This is a genomic window from Shimia sp. CNT1-13L.2 (genome assembly GCF_024331145.1).
In the GTDB taxonomy this organism is placed as follows: Bacteria; Pseudomonadota; Alphaproteobacteria; order Rhodobacterales; family Rhodobacteraceae; genus Shimia.
On the sequence record NZ_JANDJO010000003.1, the window covers coordinates 155438 to 175391 of the forward strand.

The following is a 19954-nucleotide window of genomic DNA, read 5'->3' on the forward strand; positions in this document are numbered from 1 at the left end:
CGGCCCTTTGTCATTGAACTGCGATACCGATCACTTCCGCTTCTTCGGCGGCATCAAATCGGTGATGGTGCCTTCGAACATTTCAGCGGCAAAGTTCACCGTCTCCGACAGCGTCGGGTGCGGGTGGATCGTATGGCCCAGATCAACGGCATCAGCGCCCATTTCAATGGCCAGCGCCACCTCGGCGATCAGGTCGCCAGCGTTGGGGCCCACGATACCGGCACCGATCACACGGTCGCCGTCTTCGTCGAAGATGACCTTGGTGATCCCCTCTGAGCGACCCAGCGACAGCGAGCGACCCGAGGCAGCCCATGGGAACACGCCCTTGCCAACTTTGATGCCTTCCGCCTTGGCCTGCGTCTCGGTGACACCCACCCAGGCAACCTCGGGATCGGTATAGGCAACCGAGGGGATGACGCGGGCATCAAAGAAGCGCTTGTGACCCGCGCAGACCTCTGCCGCAACCTTGCCCTCATGCACGGCCTTGTGCGCCAGCATGGGCTGGCCAACAACGTCACCGATGGCAAAAATATGAGGCACACCAGTGCGTTGCTGGTTGTCGACCGCGATAAAGCCACGCTCGTCCACAGCCACGCCAGCCGCACCAGCATTGATCTTGGCACCATTCGGGCGACGTCCGACAGCCACCAGCAGCTTGTCGAAGGTATCCACCTTCTCGCCGTCCGGACCTTCCATTGTCACTTTAAGACCTTCGTCGGTTGCCTCAACAGCCGTGACCTTGGTTTTGGTCAGCACCGCCTCATAGCGCGCTTCAATGCGCTTTTGCAGCGGCTTGACGATGTCCTTGTCGGCACCGGGAATGATCTGGTCCATGAACTCAACGATGGTCACGTCAGAGCCAAGCGCATCATAAACGGTTGCCATTTCCAGACCGATGATCCCGCCACCCAGAACCAGCAGGCGACCGGGAACATCTTCCAGTTCCAGTGCACCGGTCGAGTCGATCACCCGCGGATCGTCATGCGGGATGAAGGGCAGGGTCACCGGCTCGGACCCGGCGGCGATGATGCACTGGTCAAAGCTGACAGTGGATTTTTCGCCGTCGTTGTCGACCTCGATCATGTTCGGCCCGGTAAAGGTGCCATAGCCATTGACGACCTGAACCTTCCGCCCTTTGGCCAGACCCGCAAGACCACCTGTCAACTGGTTGATAACGCTCTCTTTCCAGCCGCGCAGCTTGTCGAGATCGACCTCCGGTTTGGCAAAGGTGATGCCGTGATCGGCCATCTCTTCGGCCTCGGTCATGACCTTGGCCGCGTGCAGAAGGGCCTTGGACGGAATACAGCCGACGTTGAGGCAGACGCCACCAAGCGACGAGTCCTTCTCGATCAGGACAACCTTCTTGCCAAGGTCCGCCGCGCGGAACGCCGCGGTATAGCCACCCGGGCCGGAGCCCAGAACCACCACCTCGGCATGAACGTCGCCCGCCCCGGTCGCGGTGCCTGTTGCTGCCACGGCTTGCGGTGCGGCCGGAGCCGCAGGCGCGTCTGCCTTGGGGGCGTCTTCCGCCGCTGCACCTTCGAACACCATGATGACCGTGCCTTCGGAAACAGTGTCGCCTTCGGCAACCTTGATTTCCTTGACCACGCCCGCTGCGGGCGAGGGCACTTCCATCGTGGCCTTGTCGCTCTCCAGTTCGATCAGCGGGTCCTCGGCGGCGACAGTGTCGCCAACCGAAACCAGGATCGAGATCACGGGAACGTCGGAAAAATCACCAATATCAGGGACTTGAACTTCCATTGTGTCGTCCTCCTTACCACATCAGCTTGCGCATGTCGCCGAGCAGGGTCTTGAGCGTCACGCAGAAGCGTGCGGCCAGGGCACCGTCGATGGCGCGGTGGTCATAGCTCAGGCTCAGCGGCTGCATGAGGCGCGGTACAAACTCTTCGCCGTTCCAGACCGGTGCCATTTTCGAGCGCGTCAGGCCAAGGATGGCCACTTCCGGCGCGTTCACGATCGGAGTGAACGAGGTGCCGCCGATACCGCCCAGCGACGAGATCGTGAAGGTGGCGCCCGACATGTCCGCCGACTTCAGCTCGCCTGCGCGCGCCTTGCCCGACAGCTCCATCAGGTCCTTGGAAATCTCGACAAGACCCTTGCGATCGGCATCCTTGATGACCGGAACAACAAGGCCGTTCGGCGTGTCCGCCGCGAAGCCGATGTTGTAGTAGTCTTTCTTGATCAGCTTGTCGCCGTCGGGATGGATCGACGAGTTCACTTCCCAGTGCTGCTTGAGCGCCGAAACCGAGGCTTTGATCACGAAGGACAGCAGGGTCACGCGATAGCCGTCTTCCTTGGCCAAGGTGTCCATTTCCTTGCGGTATTTGTCGAGGTCGGTGATATCGGCCTCGTCGTTGTGCGTCACGTGGGGCACGTTGAGCCACGAACGGTGCAGGGCAGGGCCCGAAATCTTCTTGATGCGCGGCATGTCCACGTCTTCGACCGGCCCGAACTTCGAGAAGTCGACCGCGGGGATCGGCGGAATGCCCATGCCGCCTTGAACCGCACCACCCGCTGCCGGAGCGGCGGCCGTCGAGGATTTCAGGAAGGCCGTGACGTCTTCGCGCAGGATACGGCCCTTGCGGCCGGTGCCGTTGACTTTTGACAGGTCGATCTCAAGCTGGCGGGCAAAGGCGCGCACAGACGGCGAGGCATGCGCCTTGCCAAAGCCCGCATCGGTTACCGCTGCCGGGGCAGGGGCCGGAGCCGCAGGAGTTGCCGGAGCGGCGGCAGGCGCCGCTGCCGGGGCGGTTTCGGCTGGGGCTTCCGCCGCGCCTTCGCCTTCCACCAAAAGCAGGAGCGAGCCTTCAGAAACCGAGTCACCCTCGGCGACTTTGATCTCGACAACCTTGCCCGACGCAGACGAGGGCACTTCCATCGTGGCCTTGTCGCTTTCCAGCTCAACAATCGGGTCTTCTTCCGCGATCACGTCGCCTACGCTGACCAAGATGGTAACAACCGGAACTTCCGAGAAATCACCGATATCGGGAACTTTTACTTCAACAGTCATTGTTCAATCTCCTCTCTTCCCGATCACACCAGGCGCGGGTTCGGCTTGGTGCCGTCGATGTCATATTTGGCAAGCGCCTCTTCCAGCACTTTCTTGGTGATGCTGCCTTCGCGGAACAGGTCCACCATGGCGGCTGCTGCGATGTGGTTTGCGTCCACCTCGAAGAAACGGCGCAGATTTACACGGCTGTCCGACCGGCCGAACCCGTCGGTGCCAAGCACCGTGTAGCGGCCCGGAACACAGGTGCGGATCTGCTCTGCATAGTTCTTCATGTAGTCGGTGGCCGCGATGACCGGACCCTTGGCCTTGGCAAGCTGCTCAGCCACGAAAGAGGTTTTCTGCTCTTCCAGCGGGTTCAGGCGGTTCCAGCGCGCCACGTCCTGGCAATCTCGCGCCAGTTCGTTGTAGCTGGTCGCCGACCAGATTTCCGAAGTCACGCCGAAATCAGCTTCCAGCATCTCGGCAGCCTTGATGGCCTGAACCAGAATGGTGCCCGATCCCATGAGGGTGACGTGTTTCTTGGACGGCTTCTTAACCTCTTTGAAACGATAAAGCCCTTTGATGATCTCGTTTTCGACACCCATCGGCATATCCGGGTGGCTGTAGTTCTCGTTCATCAGAGTGAGGTAGAAGAACACGTCTTCCTGATCTTCGTACATCCGCTTCAGACCATGCTGTACGATGGCCGCAACCTCGTACTGGAAGGTCGGGTCATAGCTGACGCAGTTCGGGATGGTACCGGCCAGGATGTGGCTGTGGCCATCTTCGTGCTGAAGGCCTTCACCGTTCAGGGTTGTGCGCCCTGCGGTGCCGCCAAGCATGAAGCCACGCGCACGGCTGTCACCTGCGGCCCAGGCCAGATCGCCGATCCGCTGGAAGCCGAACATCGAGTAGTAGATGAAGAACGGGATCATCGGCACGCCGTGGTTCGAATAGGCAGTGGCAGCGGCGATCCAGTCGGCCATTGCGCCGGCTTCGTTGATGCCTTCCTGAAGAACCTGACCGTTGGTCGATTCCTTGTAGTACATCATCTGGTCGGCATCTTCCGGCGTATAGTTCTGCCCTTCCGGGTTGTAGATGCCCACCGAACGGAACAGGCCTTCCATGCCAAAGGTACGGCTTTCGTCCGGAACGATCGGAACCACGTTCTTGCCGATCTTCTTGTCACGCAGCAGCGTGGTCAGGATGCGGACAAAGGCCATCGTCGTCGAAATCTCGCGATCCCCGGTGCCCTTGAGCTGGGCATCGAACTTCTCGAGCGCGGGAATTTCGAGTTTCGGCGCATCGTGGAAGCGTTTGGGGAATTCACCACCCAGAGCTTTACGACGATCCGCGAGATAGGCTTTCTGGGCGTTGTTCAGTTGAACGAACGGTGCCTTGGGCAGATCTTCATCACTTACCGGGATTTTGAAACGGTCGCGGAAAGCACGCAGTTGGTCTTCTGCGAGTTTCTTTTGCTGGTGGGTGATGTTCATGCCTTCACCAGCAGACCCCATGCCGTAGCCCTTGACAGTCTTGACCAGAAGGCAGGTCGGGGTGCCCTTGGTGTCGCTGGCACGTTTGAACGCCGTGTACACTTTTTGCGGGTCGTGACCACCGCGGCGCAGCGACCAGATCTGTTCGTCGGTCCAGTCCTCAACCAGCTTCGCGGTTTCGGGGTATTTGCCGAAGAAGTGTTCACGAATATAGGCACCGTCCTTCGACTTGAAGGTCTGGTAGTCGCCGTCCACGGTTTCATCCATGAGCTGGCGCAGCTTGCCGGTGGTGTCTTTCTCGAGAAGCTCATCCCAGCCCTTGCCCCAGAGGAGCTTGATCACGTTCCAGCCGGCACCACGGAAGTCACCTTCCAGTTCCTGAACGATCTTGTGGTTGCCGCGCACCGGACCATCAAGGCGTTGCAGGTTGCAGTTCACAACGAAGATCAGGTTGTCGAGGCCCTCGCGCACCGCGAGGTCGATGGCGCCACGGCTTTCCGGTTCGTCCATCTCGCCATCGCCAAGGAAACACCAGACCTTGCGGTCGGCCATGTCGATGTGGCCGCGGTTGTGCATGTATTTCATGAACCGCGCCTGGTAGATCGCCATGAGCGGGCCAAGACCCATCGAGACGGTCGGGAACTGCCAGTAGTCGGGCATCAACCAAGGGTGGGGGTAGGAGGACAGGCCGTTGCCGGCAACCTCCGAACGGAAGTTCTCAAGCTGCTCTTCGCTGATGCGCCCTTCCATGAAAGACCGCGCGTAGATGCCGGGGATCACGTGACCCTGGAAGAAAACAAGGTCGCCACCGTGGATCGCAGACTTGGAGCGCCAGAAATGGTTTAAACCTATATCATACATGACCGCCGAAGAGGCGAAGGAGGCGATGTGGCCGCCGTATTCGCTGGATTCCTTATTGCGACGTACAACAGTCGCCATGGCGTTCCAGCGGTTGATGGTGCGGATGCGCCATTCCATTTCCAGATCGCCGGGAAACTCTTCCTGGTCATCTGCAGGGATGGTGTTCTGGTAGGGCGTGGTTGCCGAGAAGGGCAGGTTGGCCCCGGATGCGCGGGCCTGTTGAACAGCTTTATCCAGCAAATAATGGGCGCGTTCGGCACCGTCGCGTGCAATTACATCCTCGACGGCTTCTTGCCATTCACGGCTTTCAATTGGGTCGATGTCTTCGAATTGGGTCGCCATTCGCAGCGTCCTCCTCCTGTTTGACGTAGCGTTGCTCGCTTATAGTTTAATATTAAACAATCTAGCTAGTCCACTACAGACATAGCTGCCATGCGTCAGATGGGAGACTTGGTTTAGGGGCTGGAAAACAAAAAAGGCGCTGTGAAGACCGTCACAGCGCCTTTGATTTTTTGATGTGGGGCTGTCTAGGTCGCCGAGTTGTCCTCATGTGGGAGAACGAGGTTCAGAACAACAGCACAGAGAGCTGTTGGTGCCACGGCTGACGTCATGAGAGTCTTGACCACACCGGGAAGATACTGAACCGCAGTGGGGACAAGGTTCAGACCCAGACCTGCGGCCAGCGACACGGCGATGATCACCATGTTGCGGCGGTTCATCTGAACTTCGGACAGAACGTTCATGCCCGCGGCGGCCACCATGCCGAACATCACGATCACACCTCCACCAAGAACCGGCAGGGGCATCGAGGCAATGATGGCTCCGATCTTGGGAAGCAGACCACAGACGATCATGATCAGGCCCGAGATGGTTACGACGTGACGGCTCATGATGCCGGTCATGCCAACGATGCCCACGTTCTGGCTGAACGAGGTATTCGGCAGGCCCCCAAATACGCCCGCAACGGCGGTTCCCAAACCATCAGCATAGGTCGCGCCCTGGATCTCGGCGTCGGTGGCATCCCGCCCCGCACCGGCCTTTGCGGTTGCCGAAGCATCGCCAACGGTCTCGATTGCCGAAACCACCGAAACAAGAGTCACTGCAATCACGGCTCCAAGGCTGAACTCAAATCCATAGGGCAGCGGTGTGATACCAGTGACCCAGGATGCCTTGCCAACGGCGGCGAAATTCACCATGCCGAGGAAGTAGGCAAGGATATAGCCTGCGATCAGACCGATCAGGATCGCCGCATTCGAAAGCGTGCCCTTAGCAAAGAACTTCACGCCCAAAGCAACAATGACCACCGTCAGGGCAACCGACCAGTGCATCAGGGAGCCAAAGCTCTCTGCTTCCATCTGGAACTTGGCCGCGCCTCCAGCGGCATATTTGATTGCGACCGGGATCAGGTAGAGCCCGATGGCCAGAATGACCAGGCCGGTGACAAGCGGGGGGAACAGCCAGCGAAGCTTACCGATCACCGAGCCAAGTGCAAAGTGAATTGCCCCGCCGATGATGCAAGCCGTGAGTGCGACCCCAAGTCCTTGGGTGGCGGCCACACCGGCCAAAACGCCGACAAATGCAAAGCTCGTGCCCTGCATGATGGGCAGGCGTGCGCCGATCGGGCCCATGCCGATTGTCTGAAACAGCGTGGCAACGCCCGCGAAAAGCATTGCCATCTGGATCAGGTAAACTTGCTCCGCGCCGCCAAAGGCAAGACCAGCGGCCCCGGCAACGATAATGGAGGGCGTCACGTTCGAGGCAAACATCGCCAAGACATGTTGCAACCCAAGCGGCACAGCCTGTGCCAGTTGAGGGGTGTAGTTGGGATCCTTGAGATTTGGTGTCGTCCCTGTCGTAGTCGTATCCATACGTTTTTCTCCTGTTGTATGGGGTGTTCGCCGCCTTCGTTTGACGTGCGGCTTTGGGTGATTGGGCCGGGTCTGGGACCCTGCCATCGGAGGCCTGCCACCAAAGATGCTTTTGACCGGGCGCATGATAAGGTTGCGCAGATCCCTGGTAGCGGTTTCGACGCATCCTACAGCAGAGCTGTAAGCAGGACTTTCAAGGAATTCCTGAAAGTTCTCTTTGTGACTTGTGATGCGGCTTGGGGCAGGCCGGCCGAAATTTGGGCGCCGCGCAAAAATTTAGCCCGCTAACGATGGGGCAGGTGTTTACAAACTTTGGATTTTTTGTCCTGCGGGAGCCTTGGATTGGCTCGGATCAGACAAGCTCTTGCTGAATACGTTCCACCATGTGATCGATAAACAATCGGGTCTTGGGGTCCTGGTGACGGCGATGCGTATAGAGGCAGGCCATCTGGATGGGAATTGGGAGATTATCCGTCAACACGGGCACAAGAGAGCCGGACTTGAGGTGTTCGGCCACTTCAAAAACGGGTTTTAGAACAATGCCCTGCCCGTCAAGTGCCCAATTCGTCAAAACGTCTCCGTCGTCAGTTTCAAACGGACCCTTTACGGCAAATTTCTTGGTGCCGTCTTGCGTCTGGAGCTGCCACTGAAATTCGGGTGCCCCGGGATAGCGAAGATTAAGTGCATCGTGCGTTCCGTTAATGAGGTCTTCCGGTTGCGTGGGCATGCCGCGTTCCTGAATATAGGCAGGCGATGCGCACAGTATGCGGGGACAATCGGCAATTTTCCTAATACGCAAAGTACTGTCCTCGGGCAGACCAAGAAAAAACGCCACGTCCAGTCCCTCGGCGGTCAGATCCAACTTTCGATCCGACAGGCGCAATCTCAGGTCAACTAGAGGATAGGCTTTCTTGAAGCTGGGTATATGTGGGGCAATCAGGCGTCGTCCTACCCCCAGTGGAGCGGCGACATACAAAGTGCCGCGCGGGGACTGGGTGACAGAAGAGACCGCGGCCTCTGCCTCGTCGATGGTTTCGAGAATTTTGCAGGCGCCCGAGTAGAATATCTGACCCTGTTCCGTTGCATTCAACTGTCGCGTGGTGCGCATGAAAAGTCTGACCCCAAGGTATTCTTCCAGCTGGGAAATTCGCGACGAGGCCACCGCCGCCGAGATACGTTGATCGCGGGCGGCTGCGGACATGCTGCCCAATTCGTAGACACGGACGAAGGTTCGGATATTGTCGAGGTAGGACATTTGTTATTTTTTGGTTTTCTTTGAAGCTGTTCGGGTTTTTTCTACGATAGCGGATAATCGTGTGTCACGTTAATTTGCGAAAAAGTCACGGAAGGGCCGGGTATGGATTTTGTGTTCCTGTGGGATTGGGTGGAATTCGCCCTGCGTTGGTTGCATGTGATTACGGCTATCGCATGGATTGGATCTTCTTTTTATTTCATTGCCTTGGATCTGGGTTTACGTCGCGATGGAGAGCTTGGCGGGGCGGATGGAGAAGAGTGGCAGGTGCACGGCGGCGGGTTTTACCATATCCGCAAGTACCTTGTTGCACCTGAGGCAATGCCCGAACATCTGACATGGTTCAAATGGGAGAGCTATTCAACCTGGTTGAGTGGTGCGGCGCTTTTGATGGCGGTCTACTGGGTTGGCGGAGAAATGTACCTGATCGATGCCACCAAGTCGGAGCTGAGCCTGTGGCAGGGGATCGGCATTTCAGCGGTTTCACTAACCATCGGTTGGCTGGTTTACGATCGGCTTTGCAAATCCGGACTGGCGCAGAATCCGACAGCTTTGATGCTGTTGTTGTTTGTGCTGCTTGTGGTCATGGGGTGGGGGTATACACAAGTCTTCACGGGCCGCGCCATGATGCTGCATCTTGGCGCTTTCACGGCAACGATCATGACGGCGAACGTGTTTTTCATAATCATGCCCAATCAACGGATCGTGGTGGCGGATCTGAAGGCGGGGCGAAAGCCTGATCCGAAGTACGGCAAGATTGCCAAGCTGCGGTCGACACATAACAACTATCTCACCTTGCCCGTGATTTTCCTCATGTTGTCAAACCATTATCCCTTGGCCTTCGCGACCGAGTACAACTGGATCATCGCCGCATTGGTATTCCTCATGGGCGTCACGATCCGGCATTTCTTCAACACGATGCATGCGCGCGGCGGTATGAAGTGGTGGACCTGGGGCGCGACCGCGGCCTTGTTTGCAGCAATCATCCTGCTTTCGTCGGCGGGGCCGGAGGTTTCGGATTACGATGAGGAGGAGGCGCGGGCGTTTACGCCGGCGGAGGCGGTTTATGCCGAAGCAGAGGGTTTTGACGAGGTGATCGACATCGTGTTGGGGCGGTGTTCGATGTGCCATGCAAGAGAGCCTGGCTTTGACGGGATTGGCCATGCGCCGAAGCAGGTACTCCTTGAAACTCCACAAGAAATTGCCTTTCAGGCCAAGCGGATCTACCTGCATTCCGGGCTGAGCACGGCCATGCCGCCGGCCAATGTGAGCTGGATGGAGCCCGAAGAACGGGCGGCCATCGTGCGGTGGTTCAAGGCGGCGCAGCGGGGCTGAAACCCGCGTCGGTGCAACGTCGGTATTACGTCGGTATTGCGGAGGTGCGGTGTCCGTCTTGATGGGCGTTTACCGATGTTTCCAAAGAATGAAGATATTGTAATTCACACATTTGAATGTCAGCATGTAGGCAATTCGCCTAGGTGAGGAGAGGATCATTCAAATGGCAATGACGCGGAGACAACTGCTTCAGGGGGCAGTTGCAGGAACGGCCCTGGCCGGCATGGGAGGCAAGCTGGCGCTGGCCTCGGACAAGGCCGAGATCGGCAGCATGAAAATCACGACACTGTCGGATGGCAATCTGAACCTGCCGGGGGATTTCATTTTCGGGCCGATGCCGAAAGACAAGCTGGCGCCGATCCTTGCTGCGAACGGGATTGGCGACGGGCCGTTGACGCCTGAATGCAATGTAACGCTGCTTCAGGACGGTGAGCGCACAATCCTTTTTGATACGGGCTCGGGTCCGGCGTTTCAGGAGAGCGCAGGGCTTTTGGTGGACTCGCTGGACGAAGCGGGTGTGGCGGTCGAGGATGTGACCCACGTTGTCTTTACCCATTGCCACCCGGATCACCTTTGGGGCGCATTGGATGATTTTGACGATCCGCTGTTTCCTGAGGCCGTTCACATGATGGGGCGGTCCGAGTGGGATTATTGGTGGAACCCCGAGACCGTGAACACCATCGAGGAAGCCCGAACCACGATGGCCGTTGGAGCCAAGCGGCGGATGGAGGTTCTGGAAGACGCGATTACCCTGTTTGATGCGGGGCAGGAAATTCTGCCGGGGGTGATGGCGCGGGCGTCTTACGGTCACACGCCGGGCCACATGGCTTTTGAGCTGCGCTCCGGCAGCGAGAGCGTGATGGTTGTGGGGGATTCCATCGGCAACCACCACGTTGCCTTTGCCGCGCCGGGCTGGCATTCGGGGTCGGATCAGGACAAGGAGACCGCAGCGGCCACGCGGCAAAGCCTTCTGGACCAGATGAGCGCCGAAAAGACGCGGATCATCGGCTATCACCTCCCGGGCGGCGGCATGGGACATGTCGAACGCACGGGCGACGCCTATCGCTTTGTGCCTCAGGGGGCGTGACCCCGAACAGTAGACCTGTGCGCCTTGCCCGGATATGACGGGGCAGGGCAGACAGGAGGCCATCATGCAGGCAGTGATTTTCGATCTTGATGGAACGCTGGTTGATAGCGTCTGGGATATTCAGGCGTCGGTGAACCGCGTGCTGGCCGAGGAAGGCCAGGAAGCGCTTGATGTGGATACGATCAAGTCCTTTGTGGGCGACGGGCTTCCCAAGCTGACGGAACGTGTCATCCTGCATCTTGGTTTGGGCATGGAACATCATGCGCGCCTGACGGCGGATATCCTGCAGGTCTATGAAACAGCGGACCTGACCCATTCGCGCCTTTATCCCGGTGTCGAAGAGGCGCTGGCTGCCTTGAAGGCCAAGGGCTACCGGATGGGGGTCTGCACCAACAAACCCTTTGGCCCGGCGGTCAAGGTTCTGATGGCGATGGGGATCGATCATTTCTTTGAAGGTGTGATCGGAGGGGACTCGCTGGCGCAGCGCAAACCCGATCCGGCCCCGCTGATCGCCACGATGGAGAAAATCGGCGCCACGCAGGTGGTGTTTGTGGGGGATAGCGAGATTGACGGGGAAACGGCGCAGCGTGCGGAAATCCCCTTTGCGCTGTACTCGGAAGGGTATCGCAAGCGCGAAATTGACGAAATCCTGCACTCCGCGGTGTTCTCGGACTATGACGACTTGGTGAAAATCGTATCAGACAGCTTTGCAAACGTTGCCTGACGCGCCCTGTTTTGCCTAGTCTTAGGCAAAACAGGGAGTGAATGATGAAACAAGCGATGCTTACGGCGGCGATGGTTCTTGGGCTTGCAGGTGCAGCCATGGCAGCGCCGCCGGTTCTTGAACTTGCCGATCCCCAGCCGAAGTCGGTGAAATCCGGCCTTGCGGTGACCTATGCTTATCCGATTGATGTGAAGACCCTGAGCGATGCGCGTACCGCGTTGAAGAAAGAAGGCGTGGCAGGGCGCCCGCTGGCGGGTCTGGATTATCCTGATACTCGTGAAGGCGCCAAGGTCATGACCTCGGACAAGGCCTATGTGGTGGCAGCGCGGATCAACGGCTACATGAAGTTCGATGCGCCGGGTGTGTACGAGATCGAGATGTTCTCGAACGATGGTCTGGATCTGTCGCTTGGCGGGCAGCGGATTGCCAAGCTTGACGAGCGCGCGCCCTGTGGCAGTGCGGGGCGTCGCCGGGTCGAGGTCAAGGACGCCGGCTGGTACAAGCTTTCGGCAGTTTATTTCCAGCGGATGGGCACCAGTTGCCTTCAGATGGAGATGGGCAAGGACGGGGCGAAGCGAAAGCAGGTGTCCAACGCGGTTTTCGGATACTAGGGAGCGGGCGGCCGAAATGCGCCGCCTTTTTCGTGGCCGGTGGCTAGATCAGTTCCACGAGGGATTTACCCAGTCTGAAAGGGGCTGCGAAGGCCACGAGGCATAGGGCGATGATCTGGAGCACGAGGATCAGGGCGTTGTCCTGAAGGAACTCCCATTCCTGTTTCAGCTCGCTGACCTGTGTGATCAGCTCGTCGTAGGAATCGGCAAGAATCTGGAAGTCGGCGGCGATCACCGGCTGCGAGAGGCGCACCTTTGCGAGGGCGGGGCGGGTGATCGCGTCGCGCGGCTCGAAAGCCAGGAACTCGGCCGGGTCAAAGGCGTTGGCGGTTTCCTGCATTTCTGGCATCTCGCTGCGCCCGACAAGAAAGTTCAACCCTTGCAGGGGGGCCGCGGCGCGGGTGACCGTCAGGAACAGGGGAAGGTCGCTGTTGCCTGCGGTCGAGGCAGAGAGGAATTCGACCTTTTCGCACAGGGTGCTGACCTGATCATCAAGGGGCGACAGGCAGTAGCGCAGCCGGAAGCGGGCGGCGTCGGCGTCGAACTCGTGGCTGGCGGTGTAGGCGATGTCGATCTGGCGGTCGAGGCGGGCCGTGTCCTCGGTGTAGATGCCGGCGAGAATGGCGGTGACGGCGCCGATGCCGCCAAGAAGAACCCAGACGAGATCGGCGATTTTCCAGGCGCGGGAGGATTTGGGCAGGCGGAACAGGAAAGCTGTTGCGACGATCCCTGTGGCGAAACAGCCAAGGAGGAGAGGGAGTTGGTTGTCCACGACAAAGTTCATGCAGGCACCTGAGACGGGTTGGGTCAGGGGAGAGTTTAGGGAGCGGGGCTGTGCAGGGGCAACCGGCCTCACGCGGGTGTGTACTGCGCGAGAGGGGTGACGCAAATTCACGTCATTCTGTCGGCCTGCCACATTTGCGGCATATTCCTAAAGTATAAATTACCCCAGGTAAGAACAATTTTGAGGAGAGTGAGGGGTTACCTAGCAGGAAAGGAGCAGTCATGCTGGGACATATTAAGAAGCTATTTTCTGGGCGCGGTCGCGCTCCGCACCATAAACTTGGTCATCCCAATCCGCATCTGTCGCGTGATCCGCTGGATGATGAGATGGGGCTTGAGGAACTGTTCGAGGAATACGCCGAACACGATGAAGTGCCGATGCGGATGCTGCGGATGTCGCGGATGTTCGGGTTGAGTAAACAGCAGATTGCTCATCCCAACACGCAAGGGCGGATGCTTGTTCTGCGCTGCAACAACTGTTCGATGCGCGGTCGGTGTTTCAGGGACCGCGACCACAAGTGGACCAGCACGCCGGGGTTTGACAAGGAGCGCTGCGCCAATATCGAGACCTACCGCGAGATTGCGAAACGGGATGGCAACCGCGCGCCGATCAAGCACCAGATGTTCCGGATGCCAAAATTTCTCGGGAGATCATAATTTCACCATAATCCTATGGTTGAGTAGGATTGGGAAAGAAGACGTGATGATTGAGTAGTGACATGGTGGGACAAGAAACTGCATCGCGGGTTTGGGCCTGGTTCATCAAGCCGCTGGACAAACCTCTGACCGAAGAACAGGCGCGCGCGAAGGTGAGCCTGCATCGCGACACGCTGGGCCTTGGGGCGCTGATCGACGAATACGCCAATTCGACCGACGTGGCGCGCAGGCTGATGCGGATGGGGCACCTGTTTGGCCTTAGCAAACAGCAGATCGCCCATCCCAACACACAGGCCAAGCTGTTGGTCGAAAGCTGCAACACCTGCCGCAACCGCAGCCACTGTTTCCGCGACCGCAACGGCGCGCCGGTGGACCATCCGGGCTTTGACATCGAACGCTGCCCGGTGATCGAGACCCTGCGGGCGATCGCCAAACGCGACGGCAACCGGACAGCAATCCGCAACCGGATGATCTGAGGGCGGTCAAGGCTCGGTTACGTGGCCCTTTGCCTTCCGTATCGAAGCGGGATGGTTCGCTTTGTGGGACGTCGCCACGTTCAAAATCTTTGAAATCTATGAATGCGCTGTCGGGGTATTCCCTGGGACGTGAGGCGCAGCCCTGCGCAGCTAACCGCGCAAATCAAAGAGTGGCGCTGGCAGGGTGTTTCCCTGGGACGTGAGGCGTCAGCCGCACGGCCCGCGCCTGACCTTCCCCATGGGAAGGCGCTTCTCGCCTCCCCAAGGTCAGGCGCGGGCCTTTGTTTTGGGTAGAAGGATGTCTCAATTCGGCTAGACAATTTCCCTCTTGATTTCAGCGCAATTCAGGTTCGCATTCAGACAACACTGGGACTCCATTTTTGATAACGAATACCTGCTTGCGCACTTGATCTCTAATGTTTCGGCTTTCCAAGGTCAGCGTGTATTCTTTCGAAATATCCAATTGTCTCTCGTCGATGGTAATGAGTTCGAATGGCATTTCCTTTTCGGGTGCCAGATAGGGTAACACCTTGGAACTTAGGAGTAGTTCCTGGTTATCTTCTAGAAACAAATTGCTTCCCAAGGATGCCGCGCCGACGTTTTTTGCAATGAACTTATAGCTACGCCTCCCGCCTGATGATGAGCTGCCGCCGCCTCGCAACTGAAAAAAAGGCAATTCTCTTGATTGGGAAGCGAGAGTTTGATCTTCACGAACGGCAATGTCTAAGTTCAATTGTCGCTCGGTTATGCCGACCATTTCTTTTTGCTGTTCAACAGAATTTTTTAGTTCTTCCGCTTGGAGCTCAAGAGCTTGAACACTGTGTCTAAGTTCCCTTCCCTGCTGAAAGAAACCAAGCACTAGCCAGCAAATTGCTAGGGGGCCAAAGGCACCGGCCAAAAAATCGCCGACTTCATTCAGGCTCATTGGCTCAAGCTTCAGGGCGCCAGAGTAAAAGGCGAGGGGTATGCCGCCAACAAGGAGAATGAAGTAAAATTTTGTAATCTTGAGGCCTAGTGCCTCTAGTTTCGTCGCTTTTTGCTCAAGTTTTTCCGGCCTTTTGCCCTCCTCAAACATCCAACTCCTCCACGAACTTCGCGTTCTCCTGAATATACTGAAAGCGCAGTTCGGGTTTCTTGCCCATCAGCCGTTCCACGAGGTCTCCGGTTTCGCCGGGTTCGTCCTCGTCGATGGTGACGCGGATCAGGGTGCGCGAGGCGGGGTCCATCGTGGTTTCCTTGAGGTCCTTGGCGTCCATTTCGCCAAGACCCTTGAAGCGCGAGACGTCGATCTTGCCCTTGCCGCCAAGGCCTTTTTCCAGCCATTCGTCACGCTCGGTCTCGTCGATGCAGTAGACGCGTTTCGCGCCCTGCGTCAGGCGGAACAGCGGCGGGCAGGCGAGGTAGAGGTGGCCCTGGTCGATCATCGGGCGCATCTGGGTGAAGAAGAAGGTCATCAGGAGCGAGGCGATGTGCGCACCGTCGACATCCGCATCGGTCATGATGATGATCTTGTCATAGCGCAGGTCATCGACGTTGAACTTGGTGCCAAGGCCGACGCCAAGCGCCTGTGTCAGGTCGTTGATCTCGGCGTTTGAGCCGATCTTGGACGAGGCCGCACCGAGAACGTTGAGGATTTTACCGCGCAGGGGCAGGAGGGCCTGGGTCTTGCGGTTGCGGGCCATCTTGGCCGAGCCGCCCGCCGAGTCGCCCTCGACGATGAAAAGTTCGGTTCCATCGCGGTTGGTGGCGGAACAGTCGGTGAGCTTGCCCGGCAGGCGCAGCTTTTTGGTGGCCGATTTGCGCTGGGTCTCTTTTTCCTGACGGCGACGCAGGCGTTCCTCGGCGCGCAGGATCAGGAAGTCGAGAATGGCCCCGGCGGATTTGGTATCGGCGGCCAGCCAGTTGTCAAAGTGGTCGCGGACCGAGTTTTCCACCATCTTGTTGGCGGCCTCGGTCGACAGGCGGTCCTTGGTCTGGCCGACAAAGGCGGGATCGGCAATGAAGCAGGAGACCAGCGCGCAGCCGCCGGTCATCAGGTCGTCGCGGGTGATCTGGGTGGCCTTCTTGTTGCCGACCAGTTCGCCGTAAGCCTTGATGCCCTTGAGGATCGCAGCCCAGAAGCCGGTGACATGGGTGCCGCCTTCTGGGGTGGGTACGGTGTTACAGTAGGACTGGGTAAAGCCATCGCGCGAGGGCGTCCAGTTGATCGCCCATTCGACATAGCCTGCCTCGCCGAACTTCTCGCGGAACTCGACCTTGCCGGCAAAGGGCGCGTCGGCATAGGTCGAGGCGCTGCCAAGCACCTCGGTCAGGTAGTCCTTGAGGCCGCCGGGAAAGTGGAAGGTGGCCTCGGTCGGGGTTTCATTGTCGTCGATCTCGGATTTCCAGCGGATTTCGACGCCGGAGAAGAGATAGGCCTTGGAGCGCACGAGGGTGAAGAGGCGCTTGGGCTTGAAGCGGTGCGAGCCGAAGATCTCGGCATCGGCGTGGAAGGTCACGGTGGTGCCGCGCCGATTGGGGGCGCTGCCGACCTTTTCGACGGGGCCAAGCGGTTTACCGCGCGAGAACCGCTGTTCGTGCAGTTCCTTGTTGCGGGCGACCTGGACCACGAGGGAATCCGAGAGCGCGTTCACGACCGAGGAGCCAACGCCGTGCAGACCGCCCGAGGTCTGATAGGCCTTGCCCGAGAACTTGCCGCCCGCGTGCAGGGTGCAGAGGATCACCTCGAGCGCGGATTTGTCGGGGAACTTGGGGTGCGGATCAATCGGGATGCCGCGGCCGTTGTCGCGGATCGTGACCGAATAATCGGCGTGCAGTTCCACCTCGATCCGGTTGGCGTGACCGGCAACGGCCTCGTCCATGGAGTTGTCGAGGATTTCGGCCACCATGTGGTGCAGCGCGCGCTCGTCCGTGCCGCCGATATACATGCCTGGCCTCTGGCGGACAGGTTCGAGCCCTTCGAGGACTTCGATGGAGGAGGCGTCGTAGGATTGCGATTGGGTCTCGGTCAGGAGATCGTTTGCCATGCGTCGGGCTGCTCTTCTTGGTGTTGATTGGGGGCCATTATGGCAGGAGGGCGCGGCATGGGGAAGGGGGCAGCGCGAGATAGCTGTGGAGGGATTGATTGCGGGCAGAAAAAGCCTGTCAGGCGGGGCCATGTTGACGTGCATCAATGCAGCGTCAAGGTGCTTGGGGTAGGGTGTGCGCGAGTTCAGAAAATTGGAGAATTACATGACCGCAACTTCTGCGAATACTTCCGCTGCATCGAAAAAAACCACCAACGACGCCACCGAGGCACCCGTTGCCAACGGTGCGACCGCGCCTGTTGTGGCGGAAACCGCTGCGGAAGAACGCAAGGCCAACCCAAGCCCCGAAGAGGTACGTGCTGCGTTTGAAAGCGGCAAATACCCCTACGATACGAAGCTGTCGCGCAAAACCTACGAGGCGCAGAAGGCCAAGATTCAGGCTGAACTTCTGAAGGTTCAGCTTTGGGCGCAGGAAACCGGCCAGAAGTTCGTCATGTTGTTTGAAGGCCGCGATGCCGCTGGTAAGGGGGGGACGATCAAGCGCTTTACCGAGCACCTCAATCCGCGGATGGCGCGCGTTGTGGCGCTGAACAAGCCGACGGATGAAGAACGCGGTCAGTGGTACTTCCAGCGCTATATCAATCACCTGCCGACTTCGGGCGAGATCGTGCTCTATGACCGTTCGTGGTACAACCGCGCTGGCGTTGAGCGTGTGATGGGGTTCTGCGAGCCGGGGGAATACCTTGAGTTCATGCGCCAGACTCCTGATTTCGAACAGATGCTGGTGCGCTCGGGCATCCGCCTTTACAAATACTGGTTCTCGGTCACGCAGGACGAACAGCGCCGCCGGTTCAAGAGCCGCGAGACCGATCCTCTCAAGCAGTGGAAGCTGTCGCCGATCGACAAGGCATCGCTGGACAAGTGGGATGATTACACCGAGGCCAAGGAAGCGATGTTCTTCTATACCGACACCGCCGATGCGCCGTGGACGGTGATCAAGTCGAACGACAAGAAACGTGCGCGTCTGAACTGTATGCTGCACTTCCTGAACTCGCTGGATTATCCGGGTAAGGATCTGGACATCGCGCAGGCACCGGACCCGTTGATCGTGTCGACGGCGAGCCATGTGATCCATCGTTCGGAGCATATCCTGGGCACGGCGCTGCATCCGGATACCCGAAAGAAATAAGGGCTGCTGCTGCGCTGCTTCCAGAGGAGGGGATGTAGCGCGCTCTGAATGGGCAGTAGCTCGGAAAAGGCGGTGTTGATCGTTGGGATCAAGCCGCCTTTTTCTATGGGTGTATCCGAGGTGTCGAACCATCTGGATAATGCGAAGAGTGTTTCTCGCAAAGAGGGTGCTTGCCAGAATGTCGCAGGCCGCCTAAGGCTTGGCGTATGACGAGTTCTTTCACCTATCGCGATCATTCGCGCGCGGTATTGCGCCTTGGACTGCCCTTGATCGGAGGGCACGTGGCGCAGTTTGCCATTCATTTGACCGATACAGTCATGCTTGGCTGGTACTCGGTGGCGGCGCTGGCTGCTGTGGTGCTTGGCGGTACTTATTTCTTCGTGATTTTCATCCTTGAGTCCGGATTTGCCATTGCTGTCATGCCCTTGGTCGCCGAAGCCGATGCGGCGGGCGACGAGACGACGCTGCGGCGTGTGACGCGCATGGGGATGTGGCTGTCGGTGATTGCGGCCTTCGTGGCGCTGCCCCTGTTCTGGTTCTCCGAGGCGATCCTTTTGGCGTTGGGGCAGGATCCGGACGTGGCTGCAACGGCGCAGGAATACCTGCGTATTGCCGGTTGGGGGCTGGTGCCCGCACTGCTGGTGATGGTGCTGAAAAGCTACCTCGCGGCGCTTGAGAAGACGCGCGTGGTGTTCTGGGTGACGGTTGCCGCTGCAGTGGCGAACGGGCTTGTGAACTATGCGCTTATCTTCGGCAACTGGGGCGCGCCCGAACTGGGCGTTGTAGGCGCAGCGATTGCCTCGCTGGTGGTGCAGGTGATCTCGCTTGCCGGGGTGATGATCTATGCGGCGGTTGTTCTTCCCGAGCATACCCTTTTCGCGCGTCTCTGGCGGCCGGACTGGGAGGCGTTTGCCCATGTGTTCCGGCTTGGCCTGCCTATCGGGATCACCAACCTTGCGGAAGTGGGGCTGTTCGCGGCCTCGTCGTTGATGATGGGTTGGCTTGGGACGATCCAGCTTGCCGCGCATGGGATCGCGCTTCAGCTGGCATCGCTGACATTCATGGTGCACCTCGGGCTGTCGAACGCAGCGACGGTGCGGGCCGGGAACGCGATTGGGCGCAAGGATGCCGAACACCTTGCCAAGGGCGCGCAGGTGGCGATCCTGATGTCCTTTGCGACGGCTGTTTGTGCTGTTGTCGTGTTCCTGAGCTATCCGGAGTTCCTTTTGGGGCTGTTCCTCAACCCGGATGAGCCGAACCGGATGGTGATCCTGACCGCGGGTGTGGCGCTGTTGTATATGGCGGCTCTGTTCCAGATTGTTGACGGGGCGCAGGTGATGGCGCTGGGCTTGTTGCGCGGCGTCAAGGACACGCGGGCACCGATGATCATTGCCGCGATCAGCTATTGGATCATCGGGGTGCCCTGCGGCTATGTCCTCGGGTTCTCGCTCGGCTGGGGCGGTGTTGGCGTCTGGCTGGGGCTGGTGGTTGGCCTGACGGCGGCGTCGATCCTCTTGATGTGGCGTTTCTGGGGGCCGAAACTGTCCACGCTCAGGCGGCAGTTCGCGGCCTGAGTTGG

16 protein-coding genes are annotated in these 19954 nt (G+C 58.8%); 8 read left to right on the forward strand and 8 right to left on the reverse strand.

All coding sequences use genetic code 11. The features are described from left to right. Nucleotides 1–30: 30 nt before the first annotated feature. The 5 genes from lpdA to NNA36_RS07610 all read right to left on the reverse strand — a co-directional run bounded on the left by lpdA (nt 31) and on the right by NNA36_RS07610 (nt 8490). Entirely contained in the window at nt 31–1761 is a 1731-nt protein-coding gene (gene lpdA / locus NNA36_RS07590) for a dihydrolipoyl dehydrogenase (protein WP_255105913.1), read from the reverse strand. Nucleotides 1762–1774: 13 nt separating this feature from the next. Beyond that, complete coding sequence (aceF, locus tag NNA36_RS07595) at nt 1775–3031, reverse strand: dihydrolipoyllysine-residue acetyltransferase (RefSeq protein WP_255105915.1); 1257 nt, start codon at nt 3029–3031, stop codon at nt 1775–1777. A gap of 23 nt (nt 3032–3054) precedes the next feature. After that, complete coding sequence (gene aceE, locus NNA36_RS07600) at nt 3055–5709, reverse strand: pyruvate dehydrogenase (acetyl-transferring), homodimeric type (RefSeq protein WP_255105918.1); 2655 nt, start codon at nt 5707–5709, stop codon at nt 3055–3057. A gap of 185 nt (nt 5710–5894) precedes the next feature. Beyond that, nucleotides 5895–7235, reverse strand: a complete 1341-nt coding sequence (locus NNA36_RS07605) for a uracil-xanthine permease family protein (RefSeq protein ID WP_255105920.1) — start codon at nt 7233–7235, stop codon at nt 5895–5897. A gap of 352 nt (nt 7236–7587) precedes the next feature. Beyond that, complete coding sequence (locus NNA36_RS07610) at nt 7588–8490, reverse strand: LysR family transcriptional regulator (protein ID WP_255105923.1); 903 nt, start codon at nt 8488–8490, stop codon at nt 7588–7590. 102 nt (nt 8491–8592) lie between these two features. Here NNA36_RS07610 and NNA36_RS07615 point away from each other — a divergent pair, with 102 nt between their 5' ends. The 4 genes from NNA36_RS07615 to NNA36_RS07630 all read left to right on the forward strand — a co-directional run bounded on the left by NNA36_RS07615 (nt 8593) and on the right by NNA36_RS07630 (nt 12244). Beyond that, nucleotides 8593–9822 carry a urate hydroxylase PuuD gene (locus NNA36_RS07615; RefSeq protein ID WP_255105926.1) on the forward strand — a complete coding sequence of 410 codons (1230 nt, stop codon included), beginning with the start codon at nt 8593–8595 and terminating at the stop codon, nt 9820–9822. Nucleotides 9823–9985: 163 nt separating this feature from the next. Then, entirely contained in the window at nt 9986–10909 is a 924-nt protein-coding gene (locus NNA36_RS07620) for an MBL fold metallo-hydrolase (protein WP_255105928.1), read from the forward strand. Nucleotides 10910–10973: 64 nt separating this feature from the next. Beyond that, entirely contained in the window at nt 10974–11633 is a 660-nt protein-coding gene (gph, locus tag NNA36_RS07625) for a phosphoglycolate phosphatase (RefSeq protein WP_255105931.1), read from the forward strand. A gap of 44 nt (nt 11634–11677) precedes the next feature. Further along, on the forward strand, nt 11678–12244 hold the full coding sequence (locus NNA36_RS07630; RefSeq protein WP_255105933.1) for a PA14 domain-containing protein: 567 nt from the start codon (nt 11678–11680) through the stop codon (nt 12242–12244). A 43-nt stretch (nt 12245–12287) separates the two neighbouring features. Here NNA36_RS07630 and NNA36_RS07635 read toward each other — a convergent pair whose 3' ends face one another. After that, nucleotides 12288–13028 (reverse strand): hypothetical protein, encoded by a 741-nt coding sequence (locus NNA36_RS07635; protein ID WP_255105936.1) that lies wholly within the window; start codon nt 13026–13028, stop codon nt 12288–12290. A gap of 221 nt (nt 13029–13249) precedes the next feature. Between NNA36_RS07635 and NNA36_RS07640 the strand changes: the two genes are divergently transcribed. After that, nucleotides 13250–13684 carry a hypothetical protein gene (locus tag NNA36_RS07640; RefSeq protein ID WP_255105938.1) on the forward strand — a complete coding sequence of 145 codons (435 nt, stop codon included), beginning with the start codon at nt 13250–13252 and terminating at the stop codon, nt 13682–13684. A 62-nt stretch (nt 13685–13746) separates the two neighbouring features. Beyond that, entirely contained in the window at nt 13747–14160 is a 414-nt protein-coding gene (locus NNA36_RS07645) for a hypothetical protein (protein WP_255105943.1), read from the forward strand. A 334-nt stretch (nt 14161–14494) separates the two neighbouring features. On the opposite strand, the gene NNA36_RS07650 is transcribed toward NNA36_RS07645, so the two are convergent. Both NNA36_RS07650 and parE read right to left on the reverse strand, forming a co-directional pair. Beyond that, the gene (locus NNA36_RS07650) at nt 14495–15235 is read right to left on the reverse strand and encodes a hypothetical protein (RefSeq protein WP_255105945.1); all 741 of its coding nucleotides are present in this window, start codon (nt 15233–15235) and stop codon (nt 14495–14497) included. Continuing rightward, on the reverse strand, nt 15228–17186 hold the full coding sequence (gene parE, locus NNA36_RS07655; protein ID WP_255105947.1) for a DNA topoisomerase IV subunit B: 1959 nt from the start codon (nt 17184–17186) through the stop codon (nt 15228–15230). The genes NNA36_RS07650 and parE overlap by 8 nt, the downstream gene beginning before the upstream one ends. Nucleotides 17187–17391: 205 nt before the next feature. On the opposite strand from parE, the gene ppk2 reads away from it, so the two are divergent. After that, nucleotides 17392–18375: a polyphosphate kinase 2 gene (gene ppk2, locus NNA36_RS07660; RefSeq protein ID WP_255105949.1), complete on the forward strand. Its 984-nt coding sequence runs from the start codon at nt 17392–17394 to the stop codon at nt 18373–18375. Between the two features lie 206 nt (nt 18376–18581). After that, complete coding sequence (locus tag NNA36_RS07665) at nt 18582–19949, forward strand: MATE family efflux transporter (RefSeq protein ID WP_255105952.1); 1368 nt, start codon at nt 18582–18584, stop codon at nt 19947–19949. Nucleotides 19950–19954 lie beyond the last annotated feature (5 nt).

What these genes read in the sequence shown, in the direction of transcription:
- NNA36_RS07630 (WP_255105933.1), top strand. Translation starts at nt 11,678, where the DNA reads ATGAAACAAGCGATGCTTACGGCGGCGATGGTTCTTGGGCTTGCAGGT.
- ppk2 (WP_255105949.1), top strand. Translation starts at nt 17,392, where the DNA reads ATGACCGCAACTTCTGCGAATACTTCCGCTGCATCGAAAAAAACCACC.
- lpdA (WP_255105913.1), bottom strand. Translation starts at nt 1,761, where the DNA reads ATGGAAGTTCAAGTCCCTGATATTGGTGATTTTTCCGACGTTCCCGTG.
- NNA36_RS07615 (WP_255105926.1), top strand. Translation starts at nt 8,593, where the DNA reads ATGGATTTTGTGTTCCTGTGGGATTGGGTGGAATTCGCCCTGCGTTGG.
- NNA36_RS07640 (WP_255105938.1), top strand. Translation starts at nt 13,250, where the DNA reads ATGCTGGGACATATTAAGAAGCTATTTTCTGGGCGCGGTCGCGCTCCG.
- aceE (WP_255105918.1), bottom strand. Translation starts at nt 5,709, where the DNA reads ATGGCGACCCAATTCGAAGACATCGACCCAATTGAAAGCCGTGAATGG.
- aceF (WP_255105915.1), bottom strand. Translation starts at nt 3,031, where the DNA reads ATGACTGTTGAAGTAAAAGTTCCCGATATCGGTGATTTCTCGGAAGTT.
- parE (WP_255105947.1), bottom strand. Translation starts at nt 17,186, where the DNA reads ATGGCAAACGATCTCCTGACCGAGACCCAATCGCAATCCTACGACGCC.
- NNA36_RS07645 (WP_255105943.1), top strand. Translation starts at nt 13,747, where the DNA reads ATGGTGGGACAAGAAACTGCATCGCGGGTTTGGGCCTGGTTCATCAAG.
- gph (WP_255105931.1), top strand. Translation starts at nt 10,974, where the DNA reads ATGCAGGCAGTGATTTTCGATCTTGATGGAACGCTGGTTGATAGCGTC.
- NNA36_RS07620 (WP_255105928.1), top strand. Translation starts at nt 9,986, where the DNA reads ATGGCAATGACGCGGAGACAACTGCTTCAGGGGGCAGTTGCAGGAACG.
- NNA36_RS07605 (WP_255105920.1), bottom strand. Translation starts at nt 7,235, where the DNA reads ATGGATACGACTACGACAGGGACGACACCAAATCTCAAGGATCCCAAC.
- NNA36_RS07610 (WP_255105923.1), bottom strand. Translation starts at nt 8,490, where the DNA reads ATGTCCTACCTCGACAATATCCGAACCTTCGTCCGTGTCTACGAATTG.
- NNA36_RS07650 (WP_255105945.1), bottom strand. Translation starts at nt 15,235, where the DNA reads ATGTTTGAGGAGGGCAAAAGGCCGGAAAAACTTGAGCAAAAAGCGACG.
- NNA36_RS07665 (WP_255105952.1), top strand. Translation starts at nt 18,582, where the DNA reads ATGACGAGTTCTTTCACCTATCGCGATCATTCGCGCGCGGTATTGCGC.
- NNA36_RS07635 (WP_255105936.1), bottom strand. Translation starts at nt 13,028, where the DNA reads ATGAACTTTGTCGTGGACAACCAACTCCCTCTCCTCCTTGGCTGTTTC.